The 18383-nt window shown below is 66.0% G+C and carries 18 protein-coding genes; 3 read left to right on the top strand and 15 right to left on the bottom strand.

Going from position 1 to position 18383, the window contains the following annotated elements:
* The 3 genes from QSJ18_RS07440 to QSJ18_RS07430 form a co-directional block, all read right to left on the bottom strand.
* Entirely contained in the window at positions 1-1725 is a 1725-nt protein-coding gene (locus QSJ18_RS07440) for an ABC transporter substrate-binding protein/permease (RefSeq protein ID WP_286325795.1), read from the bottom strand.
* 227 nt (positions 1726-1952) lie between these two features.
* Positions 1953-2222 carry a DUF2277 domain-containing protein gene (locus QSJ18_RS07435; RefSeq protein ID WP_286325699.1) on the bottom strand — a complete coding sequence of 90 codons (270 nt, stop codon included), beginning with the start codon at positions 2220-2222 and terminating at the stop codon, positions 1953-1955.
* Between the two features lie 40 nt (positions 2223-2262).
* Entirely contained in the window at positions 2263-3231 is a 969-nt protein-coding gene (locus QSJ18_RS07430) for an NADPH:quinone oxidoreductase family protein (protein WP_286325698.1), read from the bottom strand.
* Positions 3232-3413: 182 nt separating this feature from the next.
* On the opposite strand from QSJ18_RS07430, the gene QSJ18_RS07425 reads away from it, so the two are divergent.
* A complete protein-coding gene (locus QSJ18_RS07425) occupies positions 3414-4115 on the top strand; it encodes a class I SAM-dependent methyltransferase (protein WP_286325697.1) in 702 nt (233 codons plus the stop codon).
* Positions 4116-4131: 16 nt separating this feature from the next.
* Here the strand turns inward: QSJ18_RS07425 and QSJ18_RS07420 are convergent, their stop codons facing one another.
* The 3 genes from QSJ18_RS07420 to QSJ18_RS07410 are packed head-to-tail and all read right to left on the bottom strand — an operon-like array spanning position 4132 to position 7237.
* A complete protein-coding gene (locus QSJ18_RS07420; protein ID WP_286325696.1) occupies positions 4132-4896 on the bottom strand; it encodes an SDR family NAD(P)-dependent oxidoreductase in 765 nt (254 codons plus the stop codon).
* Positions 4893-5813 (bottom strand): alpha/beta hydrolase, encoded by a 921-nt coding sequence (locus tag QSJ18_RS07415; RefSeq protein WP_286325695.1) that lies wholly within the window; start codon positions 5811-5813, stop codon positions 4893-4895. Before QSJ18_RS07415 ends, QSJ18_RS07420 begins: the two co-directional genes overlap by 4 nt.
* Complete coding sequence (locus QSJ18_RS07410) at positions 5810-7237, bottom strand: flavin-containing monooxygenase (protein WP_286325694.1); 1428 nt, start codon at positions 7235-7237, stop codon at positions 5810-5812. Before QSJ18_RS07410 ends, QSJ18_RS07415 begins: the two co-directional genes overlap by 4 nt.
* Before the next feature lie 131 nt (positions 7238-7368).
* On the opposite strand from QSJ18_RS07410, the gene QSJ18_RS07405 reads away from it, so the two are divergent.
* Positions 7369-7971: a TetR/AcrR family transcriptional regulator gene (locus tag QSJ18_RS07405; protein WP_286325793.1), complete on the top strand. Its 603-nt coding sequence runs from the start codon at positions 7369-7371 to the stop codon at positions 7969-7971.
* A 48-nt stretch (positions 7972-8019) separates the two neighbouring features.
* Here QSJ18_RS07405 and QSJ18_RS07400 read toward each other — a convergent pair whose 3' ends face one another.
* The 5 genes from QSJ18_RS07400 to QSJ18_RS07380 form a co-directional block, all read right to left on the bottom strand.
* Entirely contained in the window at positions 8020-8877 is an 858-nt protein-coding gene (locus QSJ18_RS07400; RefSeq protein ID WP_286325693.1) for an LLM class F420-dependent oxidoreductase, read from the bottom strand.
* Positions 8878-9042: 165 nt separating this feature from the next.
* Positions 9043-10098, bottom strand: coding sequence for a prenyltransferase/squalene oxidase repeat-containing protein (locus QSJ18_RS07395; protein WP_286325692.1), 1056 nt, complete (start codon positions 10096-10098; stop codon positions 9043-9045).
* Positions 10095-10820: a class I SAM-dependent methyltransferase gene (locus QSJ18_RS07390; protein WP_286325691.1), complete on the bottom strand. Its 726-nt coding sequence runs from the start codon at positions 10818-10820 to the stop codon at positions 10095-10097. Before QSJ18_RS07390 ends, QSJ18_RS07395 begins: the two co-directional genes overlap by 4 nt.
* Positions 10820-12082 (bottom strand): glycosyltransferase family 4 protein, encoded by a 1263-nt coding sequence (locus QSJ18_RS07385; protein ID WP_286325690.1) that lies wholly within the window; start codon positions 12080-12082, stop codon positions 10820-10822. The genes QSJ18_RS07390 and QSJ18_RS07385 overlap by 1 nt, the downstream gene beginning before the upstream one ends.
* A 2-nt stretch (positions 12083-12084) precedes the next feature.
* Positions 12085-13764, bottom strand: coding sequence for an FAD-dependent oxidoreductase (locus QSJ18_RS07380; protein ID WP_286325689.1), 1680 nt, complete (start codon positions 13762-13764; stop codon positions 12085-12087).
* A 99-nt stretch (positions 13765-13863) separates the two neighbouring features.
* Between QSJ18_RS07380 and QSJ18_RS07375 the strand changes: the two genes are divergently transcribed.
* Positions 13864-14691, top strand: a complete 828-nt coding sequence (locus tag QSJ18_RS07375) for an acyl-[acyl-carrier-protein] thioesterase (protein WP_286325688.1) — start codon at positions 13864-13866, stop codon at positions 14689-14691.
* A gap of 75 nt (positions 14692-14766) precedes the next feature.
* Here the strand turns inward: QSJ18_RS07375 and QSJ18_RS07370 are convergent, their stop codons facing one another.
* The 4 genes from QSJ18_RS07370 to QSJ18_RS07355 form a co-directional block, all read right to left on the bottom strand.
* Positions 14767-15318: a DUF3558 domain-containing protein gene (locus QSJ18_RS07370; RefSeq protein ID WP_286325687.1), complete on the bottom strand. Its 552-nt coding sequence runs from the start codon at positions 15316-15318 to the stop codon at positions 14767-14769.
* Complete coding sequence (locus tag QSJ18_RS07365; protein WP_286325686.1) at positions 15315-16193, bottom strand: DUF3558 family protein; 879 nt, start codon at positions 16191-16193, stop codon at positions 15315-15317. Before QSJ18_RS07365 ends, QSJ18_RS07370 begins: the two co-directional genes overlap by 4 nt.
* Before the next feature lie 8 nt (positions 16194-16201).
* A complete protein-coding gene (locus tag QSJ18_RS07360; RefSeq protein WP_286325792.1) occupies positions 16202-16396 on the bottom strand; it encodes a hypothetical protein in 195 nt (64 codons plus the stop codon).
* A 201-nt stretch (positions 16397-16597) separates the two neighbouring features.
* Positions 16598-18364: a hypothetical protein gene (locus QSJ18_RS07355; protein WP_286325685.1), complete on the bottom strand. Its 1767-nt coding sequence runs from the start codon at positions 18362-18364 to the stop codon at positions 16598-16600.
* Positions 18365-18383: the final 19 nt, after the last annotated feature.

The raw sequence follows: 18383 nt of genomic DNA, 5'->3' as shown, positions 1-18383 counted from the left end.
CTATCCCTTCTCCACGGCGGTGACGGGCAGCGGGTCATCCTCGATGGTCGAGGGTCGGCCGGTACGCAACCGTTTGTCGATGTAGTTGACCAGGTGGGTCAGTGGAATGGTCAGCGCCAGGTACACGATGCCCGCCGCGACCAGCGGCGACAGGTTACCGGTCTGGGCGTTGAGATCCCGGCCGACGGCGAACAGTTCACGTTGGCTGGCCAGCAGACCCAGGAAGTAGATCAGCGAACTGTCCTTGATGAGACTGATGAACTGATTCATCAAGGCGGGCAACACCCGTCGTACGCCCTGCGGGACGATGACCAGCCACATCGACTGCCGGTAGGACAGGCCGATGGCACGCGAGGCCTCCATCTGGCCGTCGTCGACGCTCTGAATGCCCGACCGGAAGATCTCGCCGATATAGGCCGCGGCCAGCAGCGCCAGCGCAATCGCACCAAGCCAGTACGGGTTCCCGTTGGTGAGGTCCTTGACCACCGGCCCGATACCGAGTCCGATGATCAGGATGATCACGACCGCTGGGAGACCGCGGAAGATGTCGGTGTAGATCCGTGCCGGCCAGCGCAGCCAGCGGGTCCGCGAGATACCCGCGACCGCCAGCAGCATGCCCAGGATGGTGCCCAGGATGCCGGATACCAGCGACAGGATCAGCGTGTTGACCAGTCCGGTCTTGATCAGATCGGGGAAGGAATCCTTGTACAGCCCCCAGTCGAAGAAGGTGTCCCCCAGCTTCTGCAGGGTGCTCTTCTCGTCGGCGGCCTCGGCGGGTCCGCCGCCGTTCGCGGCGTTGGCCGCGGCGATCGCGGCGATGTCGGGCAGCTGCGGGGCCGGCGCGGCCTTGCTCCCCGGCTTCCAGCCCTGTGGGAGTTCCCGCGGTACCCAGTCGGTGTACAGCCGCGAGTAAGTTCCGTCGGCGATGATCGCGTCCAGCCCGGAGTTCAGCGCCGCCACCAGACGCGGCTTGTTCTTGGCGACTGCCCAACCGACGAAATTGTTGACGCTGAAGGTGTTCTCGATGATCGTCGCGCCACCGTCGGCGACCGCACCTTCGGCCTGCTGCGACGGGGCGACCCAGGCATCGATCAAGCCGCTCTTGAGGTTGGCGTATGCCGTGGCGTAGTCGGGGAACTTGACCGGATCCAGCTTCAGCGTGTTGACCACGTAATCGTCCTGGACGGTGCCCTGTACGACGCCGATGCGCGTCGAGGCGGACAGCGCGCCGAAGCCCTTGATCGGGCTGCCGTGCGCGACGACCAGCGAGAAGTAGCCGAAGTCGTAGCCGTTGGTGAAGTCGACGGTCCGACGGCGTTCGTCGGTGGTGGTGATCGACGACGAGCCGACGTCGAACCGGTCGTTGGCGACCTGTGCCAGCAGACCCGAGAACTCGGTGCCGGCGAACTCGATCCGCAGCCCGAGCTTGGCGGCGATCGCCTTGAGAAGTTCATTGTCGAAGCCGGTGAAGCTGCCGGCACTGTTGAGGCAGATGCTGGGCCCGGCGTCGGACAAGGTGCCCACCGAGATCGTGCCGGGGACGTTCAGTTCCAGCGAGCCCGTGTCAATCTGGTCGACCGGCGTCGTCGTCGGGGTGGTGTAGCGGTCCTCCCCGCCCTGGGCGGCCGCGGCCAGGTTCACCGGCGCGGCCGAGGCCGACTCGATCCCCGGCGGCGAACAGCTATCCGACGACGACGTGCTGCCATCGCCGCAGGCGGTGAGCATACCGACGAGAACGAACAGCACCGCAAAAGCAACGATGGTGATGGACCGGGGCGTACGCGCGGGCACCGAACCCGCGCCCGATGATCTTCTGGTCACTAAGGAACACTAACGAGTACTGCGACTTCGCAGGCAAACATTCCACGCGTCACACCAATAAACCCTGGTGGACATCTACCTCACGGTGTAGTGCCGACGGTCATCCGATCTGCCCGGGCGATGACCCGATGTCAGTGGCGTGCGGCGATGCGCGCCTGCACCTCGGGCCGGCGCAGCGGCGGGACGGTCTTGGGTGGCTGTCGACGGTCCGGCAGCGCGTCGAGGAGGACCCTGGTGGCGGCCGTGACCGCCGCCACCGCGGCTTCGAAGGCTTCCTCGTTGGCCGCCGATGGGTGCCGCACACCACTGACCTTGCGCACATACTGCCGCGCGGCCGCCTCCACCTCCTCACCGGTGGCGGGCGGTTCGAGGCCTCGTAGTTCGGTTATGTTGCGGCACATCCGGCACTCCTTCAGATCGGGCGGCCCTGGGGGCGCCCGGTCACTCGGCGATCTTGACGACTGCCTTGCCCAGGATCCGCCCCTCGGCGAGATCGGTCAACGCCTGCGGCAGCTGATCGAGGGTGTAGGTCTGATTGACCAGGGGCACCAGACCCGCCTCGATCATCTCGGTGAGCTCGTCATGCAGCAGAGCAGGCAGGTCGGGGTGGGTGCGCACATACTCACCCCATGCCGCGCCGACCACGGCGATGTTGCGGAACAGGACCCGGTTGAGCTTGACCGTCGGGATACCACCCGCTGCGAATCCGATGACCACGTAGCGGCCGTCCGGCGCGACCTGCCGCAACGCCTCGTCGAAGACCTCACCACCGGACGGATCGATCATCACGTCGACACCTTCGGGCGCGACCTCCTTGAGCTTGGCGCCCCAGCCCTCTTCGAGTTGCACGATCTCGTCGGCACCAGCCTCCCGGAGTAGCTCTTCGGCGCCGGTGCGGTGCACGATCGCGATCACCTTGGCCCCCATCGCCTTGGCGACGGCGATCGACGCGGTGCCCACACCACCGGCGGCACCCAGCACGCCGACGATCTCGCCCGGCGCGGTCTGTGCACGCACCTTCAGCGCGAACAGCGCGGTCTGGTAGTTGATGCCCATTGCGGCACCCTGGTCGAAGGTCAGACCTGCCGGTAGCGGCAGGAGTTGCTCGGGTGCCGCTGCGACCTGCTCGGCGAATCCGCCGACGATCGAGGCCACCAGCACCTTGTCGCCCACCGCGACCGATGCGCCCGCGGAGGCGCTGCGCACCACACCGGCCACCTCGGTACCCGGCGTGAACGGCGTCGGCACGCGCAGCTGATATTTGCCCTGACTCATCAGCAGATCCGGGAAACACACGCCACAGGACTTGATGTCGACGACCACCTGTCCCTCGGCCGGGACCGGATCGGGCAGGTCGGTCAGTTCGAGGGCGGAGGGTCCGGTTTCAGCGGTGAGCACCTGAGCTTTCATGGGGCCAACCCTACTCGGCACAGATCGAACGTTCGTACGGTTCGACGCGCACCGGTGGGCGCCGACGTCGGGCACCGTTTCGATCGAGATGACACGAGGCGCGGACGGCTCCGGGGCCCCTCGCGCGCGCCCACCGGTTCCTCATGTGTGTCCCGGGTCACCCATTCGATAGGATCGGCGGCATGAGCGCATCGCAGACCTCGACCACCGGCGGACTCACCACCGAGCGACTCGCCGCCGCCGAAGCCGCACCCGGATTCATGCCGCTCGACGAGGCGATGACGCTGTTCGAGATCGCCGAAGGAATTTTGGCACAAACGGATTCGGTCGGACTGGGTATCGAGATCGGCACCTATTGCGGCAAGTCGACGGTCTTTCTCGGATCCGCGGCCGCACCACTGGGCGCCACCATCGTCACCGTCGACCACCATCGAGGTTCCGAAGAGCATCAGCCGGGCTGGGAATACCATGATCCCGAGCTCGTCGACCCGCACGCAGGCACGCTGGACACGTCGGCGCGCTTCCGCCGCACCATCTTCGAAGCCGACCTGGAACGAACCGTGATCGGCGTGCTGGCCCCGTCCACCGTCGCCGCACGAATCTGGGGATCCCCCGCCGACTTCGTCTTCATCGACGGCGGTCACAGCATGCAGGCAGCACAGAACGACCTCGACGGCTGGGCGCCGTGGGTTCGCGTCGGTGGGGCACTGCTGATCCACGACGTCTTCCCCGATCCGGCCGACGGCGGCCGCCCGCCCTACGAGATCTATTGCCAGGCACTGGCTACCGGTCAATTCGTCGAGGTGCGCGCCGAAGGTTCGCTGCGGGTGCTCGAACGGATCTCCGGCGAAGTGGGCGAACGACTGGTCCAGGCATCGGCCTGATCAGCCGATCCCGGCGTCAGGGCTGCGCCAGCGCGCGCACCTTCCCGAGGATGTCGGGGTACCGCTGCAGGTGCGCACCGCCGTTGAGATCGATTGCGGCACCGGTCATCCAACCGGCATCCGCGGAGGCGAGGAAGGCGACCGTGGCGGCGACGTCGTCGGGTTGCCCGACCCGTCCCAGTGGGGTGTTCTCCAGATATTCCTCGGTCAGCCCGGGAATGAAGGACAGCGGCTCGGTCAGCGGGGTCTGAACGAGACCCGGCGACACCGCATTGACCCGCACGCCACGTTCGGCCAGTTCCAGCGCCGCAACCTCGACCAACATCAGCACACCGGCCTTCGCCGCGCAGTAGGCGGCCATCCCGGTTCCGGGCTGACGTCCGTTTAGTGAAGCGATCATCGTGATACTTCCCCCGTCGGCGATGTGCCGACCGGCATGTTTGAGCACCAGGAAGCTACCCGTGAGGCAGATGTCGACCGTCGTCTGCCAACCGGCCAGTTCCAGTTCGGTGATCGCTCCCGGAATGGACAGTCCGGCACAATTGACCACGGCCCGCAGGTCCTCGATACCGGCGAAACCCGTTGTCACCGACCCCTCGTCGGTGACATCGAGATGAATCGCACGGCCATCGAGTTCGGCGGCCACGGTGCCGGCGGCCTCGTCGTTGATATCGGCGATGACCAGGTCGAAACCCGACGCGCGCAGGCGTCGAGCCGACGCCAGCCCGATTCCCGACGCCCCGCCGACCACGACCGCCACCCCCGGCGACGATGTGCTCACGAGCCGAGATGCCTTGTCAGGAAGGACAGCTGGTGGGTCACGGCCGCTTCGAACCAGTCGTTGGGTTCGAAGACGTCGAAGTGATCGCACGGGTAGTGACGAACCTCGGCGTGCGCCCTGAAGGCCGCCTTCGCCGCCGCGTGCGGCGGTGCCCCCCGGTCGTAGTCGGCGATCTGGACCAGCACCTTGCCACGAATACGATCGCCGTGCTGATCGGCACGGAAGCCACCGACCTCGGTGGTGACGGCCGCGTCGACCTCGTTGCGCCACGACGGTCCGGCGATCGCGGTGTAGCTCTCGTAGAAACCGGGTGCGGTCAACGCTCCGCGCTCCCCTGGTCTGCCGACCACCGGCATCATGATCGGGCGCCGGCCGAGCTTGCCACCGATCGCGCTCGACATCCCGCGGACCGCGGACCGCGCCATCGCACCCGCACCGGTCTGCGGGTAGGCGTGTTTACCCGCGGCCAGCCCGTTGACCAGCGGCACCATGGCGATCACGGCACGAATGTCGTCGCGGTCGACGGCGACGTTGAGCGCATGACCGCCCGACTGCGACACCCCCCAGACGATGATGCGCCCGGGATCGACACCGGGTTGCTTCTTCGCAGCCTCGATCGCCGCGCGATAGTCCTGAGCCTGCGCCTGCATCGAAATGTGCTGGCGTGGAATCCCTCCGGACATGCCGAAGCCGCGGTAGTCGAAGGCGAAGGCGGCCAGACCCGCGGCCGCGAACCGTCGCGCGAAGGCATCCAGGCCGGAATCCTTGGTCCCGGCAAAGCCATGTGCGAGGACGACGACCGGCCGTCCCGCGTCGGTTGCGAACGGCGAGATGTCACAGCCCGGATAGAACCAGGCTGCACACTCCGTACCGCCCGAATCGAAGGTCACATCGGCACGCGTCTGCGTCGTCGTCACTGCATTCCCCCCGTGGTCATCTCTTCCGGCGCCAGTCCTCCTGTTGCGGCGGCAGATTCGACGATCGCATCGTCGGCGCTTTCCACCTCGGCCCAGCGTGGTGGCCCCTGTGCTGCGGCCCGCCGGGCGCCCGCGGGGATCTCTTTGACCCGCAGATTGTGTTCATACAGATAGTGGTCGAGCTGCTGGGTGTGCCGCGGACGATCGAGCATATGCCCGGTGTAGAACTCGGTGTCGTCGGCGATCGTCTGATGCATCTGCTCGAGCGACGGCAGTCGGTAGCGGCCGATGGCATAGGCACCGATCAGCCTGGCCTGGCATTCGACGAACGGGAACAGCGTCGGGGTTGCCTGCGCGAAGCCCGCGAAGACCACATCGTCGATACCCGGATAGAACATCCGCTTGTACAGGTCGATGCGATTGTCGGGGGCGCTGATGAAGTTCTCGTCGAAGAACGGGAAGGCGATGTTGTACCCGGTGGCATAGATGACGATGTCGAAATCGTCGGAGGTGCCGTCCTCGAAATAGGCCGTGTCACCGTCGAATCGGTCGATATTGGGTTTCGGTATGACGTCGCCGGACCCCAGCCGCAGTGGCAGTTCGACCGACTGCGTCGGGTGTGCCTCGAAGAATTTGTGATTCGGGGTCGGCAGGCCGAAGTCCTCCGGACGCCCAGCCGTCACCGGCTGCATGACCTGCATGAACTTGCGCTGCCAGGAGAACGGGATATAGGGCGAGGTGTGATAGTAGCGGTCGGCCGGCTTCCCGGCGAAGTACTTCGGGACGATCCACGCACCGGACCGGGTCGACAGGGTGAGCTTGTTCTCCAGCGCCTTCGACGACAGTTCGACGGCGATGTCGGCGGCACTGTTCCCCAGCCCCACCACCAGGATTCGTTTCCCGGTGAAGTCATGGGGGGTCTTCGGATCGATGTAATGGTGGGCGTGCATCGTGGTGCCGTTGAACTGGCCGGGAAACTCCGGCTCCCGCGGATCCCAGTGGTGACCGTTCGCGACGACCAGGAGATCGAATCGTCGCCGTTCTCCGCGTTGGGTTTCCAGTTCCCAGCCGCCACCGGGCAACCGCTCGGCATGCACCACCCCGTTGGTGAACTCGATGTTCTCCAACAGCCCGAAGGCCTCCGCGTAGTCGTCGAGATACTTCTTGATCTCGGTGTGGTGCGGGAAGTCCGGATATTCGTCGGGCATCGGGAAGTCCCGGAAGGACAGCTGATGTTTGGAGGTGTCGATGTGTAGCGAACGGTAGGCGCTGCTGTGCCCGTTCGGATTCCCGAAAGCCCAGTTGCCGCCGATGCGGTCGGAACTCTCGAAACACGTATACGTCACTCCGTAATCGGCGAGCATCTTGCCTGCGGTCAGGCCACTGATGCCGGCGCCGATGATCGCCACCGTCGGTGAACTCATCCAAACTCCCATGAGGTAGACACAATCTTCATTCTGTCTACACGACGCGACACGGCGTTGTATACAGATTCAGAGAACTGTCTAGTCGCGGTGCGATGATTGGACGTGATCAGCGAGAGGCGACCGACGACATGACCCAGACGACACCAGAGACCGTATCCGAACGGCTCTTGATCGCCACCGAGAAGCTACTGGCGGACAAGGGCATTCGGTCGACGACCATGCAGCAGGTTGCCGAGCTGGCAGGTGTGTCACGAGCGTGGCTCTATCGCCACTACCCCGACAAGCAGGCGATGATCGGAGCGACCATCGTCCGCCTCAACGAAGCATTCTGGAACGATGCCCGCATCGAACTCGACTCGATCCCCGACTTCGCCGGACAGCTCACCGCGGGCGTGCGGATCGGCCGGGGCGCCTACGACGACCCCGGCGCGCTACTGCTACGCCTACGAACGTCCGAACCCGAGGAGTTCGCCGCATGCGCCGGGGCGGGCGTCGCCGGACTCATTCCCGCCCTGGCACTGTTCTGGCGTCCGTACGTCGACGCCGCGGCCACACGCGGGGAGATCGACCCGGCGCACGACCTCGGCGAGGTGGCCGAATGGATCGCCCGCGTCGAGATCAGCCTGGGCACCGCACCCGGCGATGCCATCGACCCCGACGACGCAGCACAGGTACGACGCCACATCGACCGCTACGTGATGCCGGGATTGCGGACGCCACCCGCACCTTAGGCCCGAACCCGCCCCGCAGAAGGCAGGGGACGAACAGCGCCGCCAGGGTCAGACGACGGCGGGGGCGACGCCGAGCTTCCCGGCCAGCTTGGCCAGGTAGCCGGAGGCACGTTCGACGGTATCGTCGGGCAGGCCGTAGAGCACCTCCGTCACGCCGATCTCACGCCAGCGCTCCAGCTTCTCCGGTACCGGCTTGAAGTCCAGCACGACGATCTGCGGTTCACCCACACGACCCGCGTCGGCCCAGATGCGCTTGAGGAGTTCGACCGACCCCTCGATATCCTCTTCACCGGGGGTGGTGATCCATCCGTCGGCACTACGGGTGATCCACTTGAAGTTCTTCTCGTTGCCTGCCGCCCCGACCAGCGTCGGGATGCGGTCCTGGGTGGCGTTCGGCCAGGCCCAGCTGGGACCGAATTCTACGAATTCGCCGTGGTATTCGGCTTCTTCCTGAGTCCACAGCGCTCGCATGGCCTCCAGGTACTCGCGCAGCATGGTGCGACGACGCCCCGGCGGCACCTTGTGATCGGACAGTTCGTCGAGGTTCCAGCCGAACCCGACACCCAGCGTCAGCCGCCCATTGGAGATGTGGTCCAGCGTCGCAAGGGTTTTGGCGAGCGTGATGGGATCGGACTGCACCGGCAGCGCTACCGCGGTCGCCAGCCGGATCCGTTCGGTGACAGCAGCCGCCGCGGCCAGCGACGTCCACGGATCGAGCGTCCGGGTGTAGCGATCGTCCGGGAGCGAGGCGTCGCCGGTGCGCGGGTGGGCCGCGTCGCGTCGCGTGGGGATGTGCCCATGCTCGGGGACGTAGTACGAGGCGAAACCGGCCTGCTCGATCAATGGGGCCAGCACCTGCGGCTTGAGTCCGCGATCACTGGTGAACTGCACGATTCCGAATTCCATTGGGCCCTCCGTTGACGCCTTCCGGACATTTGACTGGACACTAGTCTAGTTGACGACGCCCGCGCAGGCCAGACCCTGGGATGCAAAACCACCACAAATGGACAGAACCACCGGCCTGCAACCGGTGGTTCTGTCCATTTGTGGTGGTTTTGGCGTGTTGGAGGTTCAGCCGACGCGAGCGCTCAACCGGTGCCGAACGTCGCGGAAGATGCCGTTGCCGACGCTGGTGCGGCTGACCGCATCCACGGCGAGTACGACGGCGGCCGAAGTCCAGCAACTCTTCTCCACCGGCCAGCGCTTACCATCCGCATAGACCAGCCCCGTCCAGTAGGAGCCGTCCGGATCCCGAAGGTGCTGAATAGATTTGATCAGTTCGATCGCGTCGGCGGTGTCGCCGAGCGCATCGAGCGCGAGTGCCAGTTCACTCGTCTCGGCGCCGGTCACCCAGGGCCGATGATCGACACAGCGGGTACCGAGTTCGGGCACCACGAAGTCGTTCCAGCGGGACGCGATCAGCTCCTGCCCCAGTTTGCCGCGCACCGCCCCACCGAGGACCGGGTAGTACCAATCCATCGAATGTTCCGACGGCGGAACGAAGATCTCGAACTCCTCACGCGCGACGTCGGCGCGGAGGGCGTCACCGAGGACGGTATGCGCCGCAACCCAGAGCGAGTCATCCTGATCCATCTCCGCCGCAATCCGGATGGCGCAGTCGAACGACTGAAAGATGCTGGCATTGCCGGTGATCTGCGCCTCGGAGAACATCGCCCCGGTGTGATGATCACCGCCCCAGCGGAATACGCCGTCGGACCGCTGGAAGCGCAAGACACATTCCATCGCCGACCACACCATCGGCCACATACGTTCCAAGAAGCGGAGGTCGCCGGTGATCATGTAGTGATGCCAGACGCCGACCGCGATATACGCGCAGAAATTGCTGTCCACGCCGTCGTCTTCGATGTGTCCGTTGACGATCCGGATCGGCCACGACCCGTCCGCACGCTGTGTCCGCCTCGACCATTCGTAGGCGGCCTGAGCCTCGGCGACGAAGCCGGTCACCGACAAGGCCATCGCCGATTCGATGTGATCCCACGGATCGGTTTGACCGCCGGGGAACCAGGGCAACGCCCCGGACTCCTCCTGCATGGCGGCGATGGCGGCACCGGTGGCGTGGATCTGCCCCGCGGAGACGACACCCGCTATCGCGGGGATCGCCGTCATGAAGACGCGGTGTCCGGCTTACGCAGGTACAGGGCGACCGACTTCCCGATGAAGGGGTTGAGCACCTGCTCGCCGACCCTGGTCAGCAGCGGCTTGCTCATCATGTCCCACACCAGCAACTGGTGGTACCCCTTGACCAGCAAGTTGTCGTTGTTCTCCACGCCGACAGCGCATTTGAGCCACCAATAGGGCGCGTGCAGTGCGTGGGCGTGATCGGTACCGGTGACCTCCAGGCCGGCGGCGCGCACCTTGCCCGCGAGTTCGGAGGCCTTGTAGATGCGAACGTGGCCACCTTCGACCTCGTGATACTCGTCGGAGAGCGCCCAGCACACCTTCTCCGGCCAGTAGCGCGGCACCGTTACCGCGGCCACGCCTCCGGGCTTGAGGATGCGCACCATCTCGGCGATGGCGGCCTCATCCGACGGGATGTGCTCCAGGATCTCCGACATCAGGACAACGTCGAAGGAGTCGTCGGCGTAGGGAAGCCGCAGCGCGTCACCCACCTCGGCCCGCGCCTTCGCCGACGCCGGCACATGCCCCTCGGCCATCATCGCGTCGAACATCTCCGCCACGTCGGACATGTCACTCTCCGACTGGTCGAAGGCGATCACGTCGGCGCCACGCCGGAACATCTCGAACGAGTGCCTACCCTGTCCCGCCCCGATGTCGATCGCCGTGGTGCCCGGACCAACTCCGAGCCGATCGAAATCCACTGTCAGCACTAGGAGTTCCCTTCCGTCGGCAGACCGGCCTTTGCCAGCACTGTCTCGTAGTGCGCCGCCGTCTTCGCGGCGACCGCGGCCCAGCTGTAGTTCTCCACCGCCCGACGACGGCCACCGTCGCCGATGCGGATTCGCAGTTGCGGGTCGTCGAGCAGCCGGCCGATAGCCTGCGCCAGACGTCCCGAATCGCGCGGCGGCACCAGCAGTGCCGCTTCTTCGTTCTCCCCCACCACTTCCGGGATCGCCCCAGCCCGGGTGGCGACCAGCGGGGTTCCGCAGCTCATCGCCTCCACCGCGGGCAGCGAGAACCCTTCATACAGCGACGGGACACAGGCCACCTCGGCCGAGGCGAGCAGTTGCCCCAGTTCCTCGTCGGTGAGCCCCGACCGCACCGAGACCCGGTCGGCGATCGCCAGATCGTCGATCATCTTGGCGGACGGACCATTCGGGTCGAGTTTGGACACGAGTACCAATTCGACGTCGCGCTCCGCACTGAGCTTGGCGACCGCCTCCAGGAGATAGGACACACCCTTGAGCGGAGCGTCGGCGCTGGCCACGCAGACGATGCGCCCGGGCACCCGCTCGACCGCCGGTGCGAAGACCTCGGTGTCGACGCCGAGCGGGATGGTGGTGATCCGGCCCGCCGGGATGTCGAAGGCCTTGCGGATGTCGACCTCGCTGCTGCGGGAAACGGTCAGGAGTTCGGGGATCCGTCGTGACACCCGGCCCTGCATGCGCAGGAAGGAATGCCAGCGCCAGGCGGAAATCTTGCGCCAGCCCTTGGCCGCTTTCACCGCCAAGGTCCGATCCCGCGTTATCGGATGGTGAATGGTGGCGATCAGCGGGAATCCGGCCTTCTGAATCTGCAGCAGACCGTAGCCGAGGCACTGGTTGTCGTGCACGATGTCGAAGTCGTCGCGACGGTCGGCGAGCAAACGGGCGACGCGCAGGCTGAAGGTGAGCGGTTCACCGAAGCTCGCCGTCCACATCGAGCCGACCTCGATGGCGTCGATCCAGTCGCGGTACTCGCTCAGCCGCGGCGTGCGGAACGGGTCCGGCTCGTCATAGAGCTCGAGGCTGGGCACCTTGGTGACGGTGACCCCGGCGTCGACGGCGGACTGATCGAGCTCGGGATACGGCCCGCCGGAGAAGATCTCCACCGAATGCCCGAGCAACGCCAGTTCCCGCGACAGATGGCGCACGTAGACGCCCTGTCCTCCGCAATGCGGTTTGCTGCGGTAGGACAGCAACGCGATCCGCACGGCTACTGCACCTGCCCGGCCGCCGCGGCCGCCTCGAAGTCGGCGATGCTGACGAACTTGAGGCGCTTGCGGCCCGCGGCTTTGCCCGCGGCCTTCTCGGCTGCGTCGATGGCCTTCCAGCCCGCCAGATCGATGCGGTGCGCGCCGCGATCGGCGACGATCGCCGCGACATCCTCACGCGAGACCGACGGATCCGACAGCGCCTCGCCGATGAAGTCGGCGAGCACCGATTCCGCGGTCTGCTGACCACACTGGCGGTTCATGCCGATACCGCCGGTGGCGCCACGCTTGATCCAGCCGGTGACGTAGAGGCCGCGCATGACCTCGCCGCCGGCCGCGTCCTGCACTCGGCCCTCGGTGTTGGGCACCACGCCGTGTCCTTCGTCGAAGGGCAGGTCGGTGACGGGGACACCGCGATATCCGATCGCGCGCAGCAACAACCCCGCCTCGATGTCGAACTGGTCGGTGGTCGGCGCAACCGACACCCGGTCACCGGCTGCCGCGTACTCGTTGCGCACGCAGGTGAGGCCGGTGACCTTGCCGTCCCCGGCGATCGCCAGCGGCGACGCCAGGAATTTGAACACGATGCGCTTGTTACCCGGTGTCGTCGGACGCTCGGCGAACTCACGTGCCAACCGGATCTTGGTCGCGATCGTCGAGTCGAGCGAATCGCTGTCCAGCGCGGCCTGCGTGGCGTCGTCGAGCACGAGGTCGGCGGGGTCGATGATGACGTCGACACCATCCACGTCGCCGAGTGCGAGGAACTCGCTGTTGGTGTAGGCGCCCTGTGCGACGCCACGGCGGGCCACCAGCACGACCTCCTTGACGTTCGACTCGCGCAGCTTCGCCAGTGCATGGTCGGCGATGTCGGTCGTGGCGAGCGCGTCGGGATCGCTGACCAGGATGCGCGCGACGTCGAGTGCGACGTTGCCGTTGCCGATCACCACCGCGCGCTCCGCGGACAGGTCGACGTCGAGATCGACGTAGTCGGGGTGCCCGTTGTACCAGGCCACGAATTCGGTGGCAGGCAGCGAACCGGGCAGGTCCTCGCCTTCCAGCCCCAGCCGCTTGTCGGTCGCGGCGCCGACGGCGTAGACGATCGCGTGGTAGCGACTGGTGAGCTCGTCGTGGCTGATGTGCTTGCCGACCTCGACATTGAGGAAGTACTGGAAGTTCTTCTTGTTCGCGATCGAAGCGAAGGTCTTCTCGACGCCCTTGGTGGCGGCGTGATCGGGCGCGACACCGGCGCGGACCAGGCCGTACGGAACCGGCAGCCGGTCGAACATGTCGACCTTGATCTGCGGTTTGCGGACGAGTTCCTCGGCCGCGTAGAAGGCAGCCGGACCGGCGCCGATGATCGCGACGTGCAGTTCCTTGTCCGGCAGCTGCGGACCCTTCTTGGGCGGGACGAGCCCACCGTCGACGTCGTGGTCCTTGTAGTAGTCGGCGTTGATCTGCAGGTAAGGTTCGTCCTGAGCCTCCAGCGAATCATCCGGGATGATCGCCTCGACCGGACACTCGTCGATGCACGCGCCACAATCGATGCAGGTTTCGGGATCGATGTAGAGCATTTCCGCCGTCAGGAACTCAGGCTCGTCAGGCGTCGGGTGAATGCAGTTCACCGGACACACGCTGACGCAACTGGCGTCGTTACAACATGGTCTGGTAATTACGTGCGCCATCTGCTGTTTCCTCGGAGTCCAACACGATGAACGTGTTCTAGTTTTCGGGCTGACTGTATCTTAACCGGAACCCCCACAGAGAAACGAGAAGGGATCCGCGTGAGTGCTCCAACTTCGGCGTCCAGCCCCGAATCACTCCCCGAACGCAAGGACGGGGCGCAGTACTTCGAAGCCGGATATCGGGTACGCACCGGTGATGTCGACCAACAGATGCGGGTCCGACTCGACTCCGTCGCACGGTATCTGCAAGACGTCGCCAACGACAACATCGAAGCGACGACATTCCATTCGTCGGATCCGTTCTGGATCGTGCGCAGAACCATCATCGACGTCATCCGCCCATTCTCCTGGCCCGCAGGCTTCACCGCAGAACGGTGGTGCGGAGCCTTGTCGACGCGCTGGACGAATATGCGGGTCCGGTTGCAGGCCGAACACGAGACCAACCGCTTCAATCCGGACCCGCGCAAGCCGGGTCTGATCGAGACCGAGGCCTTCTGGATCAACGTCAACGATCAGGGCATGCCGTCCCGCCTGTCGGATGACGCATTCGAGATGTTGTCGTCGATGAACGACGAGCATCGGCTGCGGTGGAAGGCGATGAACCCGGAGAAGGCGCCCGCACCCGCCGACGTCGCCCTGCCCGACCGCGAACACATCCTGCGCAGCACGGACTTCGACCCGTTCAAACATTTGAACAACGCCGCCTACCTGGAGGCGGTCGAAGACGAACTCGTCGACCATCCCGACCTGATCGCCGGACCGCACCGAGCGATCATCGAATACATCCGGCCCATCGTTCCCGGCACTCCCATCACCCTGCGCCGCCATCGCGACGAGGACGGGCTGATGGTGTGGTTCCTGATCCCCGACGCGGCCGGTGAGCCGGTGGTCGCGGCGACGGTGTCGGTACACGCCCGGCCGGAGTGACCACCGGGGCCGCCGGACCGGTTGCCGGGACTGCCGGCGCCGGGACGGCCGGTGTCGGGACGGCGGTTGTCGGGGTTACTGCCCGCCGTGCAGGACGAGTTCCATCAGCTTGGTCGCAGCGGCGCAGGAGTCCGTACCCGTCGAACCGCTCGACTCGACCCACCAGGTGTAGATGCCGCGACTGGGTGCCCGGGTGGTCACCCCGCATGATCCGGGCCGCTTCGGATTGACCTGGGTGAACGCCACCTGACTGGCCACCTTGATGTTCTCGGTCTGGTAGCCGAGCCGCTTCGCGACGTCCTTCTCCACGGTGTAGTCACCCCACTCGAACCAATTGAACGTCACGTTGACCAGCGCCGGACCGTTCACGATCCACCGGCAGATCGCACCGTTGAAGGTGCTGCGCGCCGATGTCCCGCCGACCGCCTTGGCGATCTCCGGTTCGGAGAGAATCGCGCACTCCAGGGTGAGCTTGTCGAACTCGTCGGTGTCGACGTTCCCGGTGTCGTCGCCACCGCCACCGGCGTCGGCGGAGACCGCCTGACCGTCGACGGTCCGGGCGCAGCCCACCGCACCGGCGAAGACCAGCAGCAGCGCGAGCAGCACCGCGAGCACGCGCCGGTTCATGACGCACGCTCGATCGACATGCGGGCGAGTTGCCGTGCGGAGTCACAGATCTGTTCGGTGGTGCGTTCGGATCCGGTTCCGGCGCTCACCGACCATTCGAAGAAGTCGGCGTCGAAGGCGATACCGATCTCGCAGATGCCGACGTCGGAGGCGATGAAGCCGTGGTGCCCGTTGATCTCGATGTCGGTGGTCGATTGGCGGGACAACTGCTCGGTGGCCCGCTCACGCCCGATCGGCGAGCCCCGATACCAGTTGAAGGAGGCCGTCGCGCCGGTGCGCGTGCCGTCGGTGTCCCATTCGCACACCGTGGAGTTGTTCACGGTGTTGACCAGCTGCCCGAAGGCGGTGATCTGGGAGACCTCGGCGGTCGTCACGCCGCCGCATTCACCGAAGAACGGTCCGGCGCCGGCACGACCGGGCGCCTGCGGTCCGGCCGGGGCCGCCGGATCCGCGGCCGGTTCATCCGAGGAGCAGCCCGCGATGAGCAGCGCGAGGATCGCGGTGAATGCGATGAGGAAGCCGCCACGCAACTGGTCGAGCCGGCGACGTTCCCGTTTGGTCGGCCGGCCCGCACCCCGATCACGTCGGGGTTGGCTGGCCAGGATCTCTCGGGGTGGCGGAGGTGGACTGCGGTCGATGAAGCATTCGGCGGCAGCCGGCGCGGACACGCGTTTGCTGATCAGCTTGGTCACCTCGACGATCCGCTCGTGGCCGTTGAGGCGGACCCGGACCTCGTCGCCCGGCACGATCGGCTGCGCAGCCTTCGCCGGGTTGCCGTTGACCCGAACGTGGCCACCGCGGCATGCCGCACCTGCTGCCGAGCGGGTCTTGGTCAGTCTGATGGCCCAGATCCAGGCATCGACACGCGTGGACACCCAGGGCCCTACTTCGCCCGCGTGAGCAGGTAGTACCCGCCACCGAGGACGACGATGGCGAGCAGGATCGCGACGAACGGATTCACCAACCACCAGGCGAGCGCGAAGACGACGATGGCGGGCGAGATCGCGACCAGACTCATCCCCGGATGCTGGCGGACGACCTGGACGACGGCTTTGCTCTTGGCCGGGTCGGTGGCCATGACATGCTCCTTCGTCGGGCGGGCTTCGATGGCCTCCACTGTAGCCATATCCGCAGTCCAGTCGGCCGAACAAACGCCTGCCGGTAGTTCATCCGGTGGATGGATGGTGGCGCTGACCGATCGACGCGTCGACGATCGACAGTGAGATGCCCCCGACGCGACGGGGTCGCGACGGGGGCATTCGATCCTGGATGGAACGGGTCAGTCGGTGCCCCCGTCGCTCGAGCCACCGTCGTTCGAGCCACCGTCGTTCGAGCCACCGTCGTTCGAGCCACCGTCGTTCGAGCTACCGTCGTGGTCCGAACTGTTGTCCGAGCCTGCGTCGTCCGAACTCTCGTCGGCGCTCTCGGTGCTGCCACCGGACTCGCTGCCCGAATCATCTGACTCACCACCGGTCTCGGTCGAGCCGTCGGGGGTTTCAGCGTCGGGGGTCTCAGCTTCTGGGGTCTCAGCTTCTGGCGTCTCGGCGACAGCCGACTCCGGCGCCCGGTGCCGCCCGACGTACTCCTCGGTGGGGGCCGCGTCGTCGCTCTGCTCGGCGACGCTGTCCTCGACGGGCGTGGCGAGTGTGCGCGCTTCCGGAGCCGGAGCACTCAACGTCGACGCCGGGTTCGAGGTGACGCCCAGCAGATCTCCGAACGGGATGTCGAAGTCGGGAATGTCGAAGACCGGCACAATCTGCGAGGTATCGAGTTCGCCTGCCTTGAAGACCGGGAAGCCCATGTAGTTCGGCCGGTCCGGGTCACCGTTGATGTCGACGGTGGGGAACAGCACCAGCTCCTGTCCGAGCCAACCGATGGTGACTTCTCTGGTGAATCCGTAGTCGCTGGTCAAGCGGAGGAAGTTGCCGCTGATGAGACTGTAGTCGCCACCGATGGACAGTCGCGCCAGGTCCGGGCTCAGGCTCAACGGCTGGCCACTCAACAGGTCGGAGATGATCTCACCGAACACCCCGGTCGGATCGTCGAGTAGCCCGAGCGGGTTGGTCAGGCCGAACTGGACCTCGTTGTTCACCGCATTCCAGCGGAAGTCGAAGGTGCCCAGCACATTTCCACACGCGCCAACACCTTCGGCATATGCGCCGGTCAGTCCGCCGTAGCAGCCGACGCTGCGCACCGCCGGGATGGAGCCGAGCGAGAGACCGGCCCCCGGGCCGATGGTGTTGTCACCGAGGATCGTCACCGGGATCTCGTCGGTGGTCCACGCATTGGCCATACCGACGAGCGCGAATGAGACGGCGGTGCGCCCGTCGCTGGCGCCCGCGGTGGCCACACTCACCGGAAGGTAGGCGATCGCAGTCGCCTGACCACCCTTGTGTGCGAGCGCGAACTGGAATCCGTCGCCGATCACCCGGGCGGTGCCCGTGGTCCCGGGCGGACCGGGGATCGGGATGCTGATGCCGCCGAGATCGTCCACCAGGGCGGCGGCAACGTCGTAAGCAGCCTTCGCCAGCAGGTACTGCGTGTTGGCCAAGTTGTATTTCGGATTCAGGATTCCGCCCTGATAGTCCGCCGGATTCGGCGCGACCGGCGGGTTGTTCAGGTAACCGGCGATCTCCTTGTAGAGCGCATCCTGCTCACCATCGGCATCCACGCGCGGGATCAGCTCCAACCGGTCGGGCATGACCAGAGCGATTCCGGTCCCGGTCGACATCGAGCAATCCGCGCCACCGCTGGTGGCACCTGTTGCGCACAGCTGGATTCGCATGCTCTGGGCCAGCCCCTGCGCCAAGCTGTTGTTGGCCAGCTGTCCGATGATCGACCCCAGCTGGCCCGCCGGGTTGTCGATCTCCGGGATCTCCAGCGCGTAGGCAGGCGCCGGACCCATGACCTGCCCGGCGCCGAGCGTCGCGACACCCGCGACCGCGACCGCCGCGGCGGCGACGCGGTGGCCGCGCTTGTCTTTGCGGTTCTTGCGTCGAGCTTCCTTCTCCGAACGCCGAATTGCATTGCGCGACAACTGGGTCATGCGTCCAACTTTCCTTAAA

The organism is Gordonia heveisoli, from assembly GCF_030315745.1.
In the GTDB taxonomy this organism is placed as follows: Bacteria; Actinomycetota; Actinomycetes; order Mycobacteriales; family Mycobacteriaceae; genus Gordonia.
Note: the sequence above shows the minus strand (reverse complement) of the source record. Positions and strands in the feature narration are given on the sequence as shown.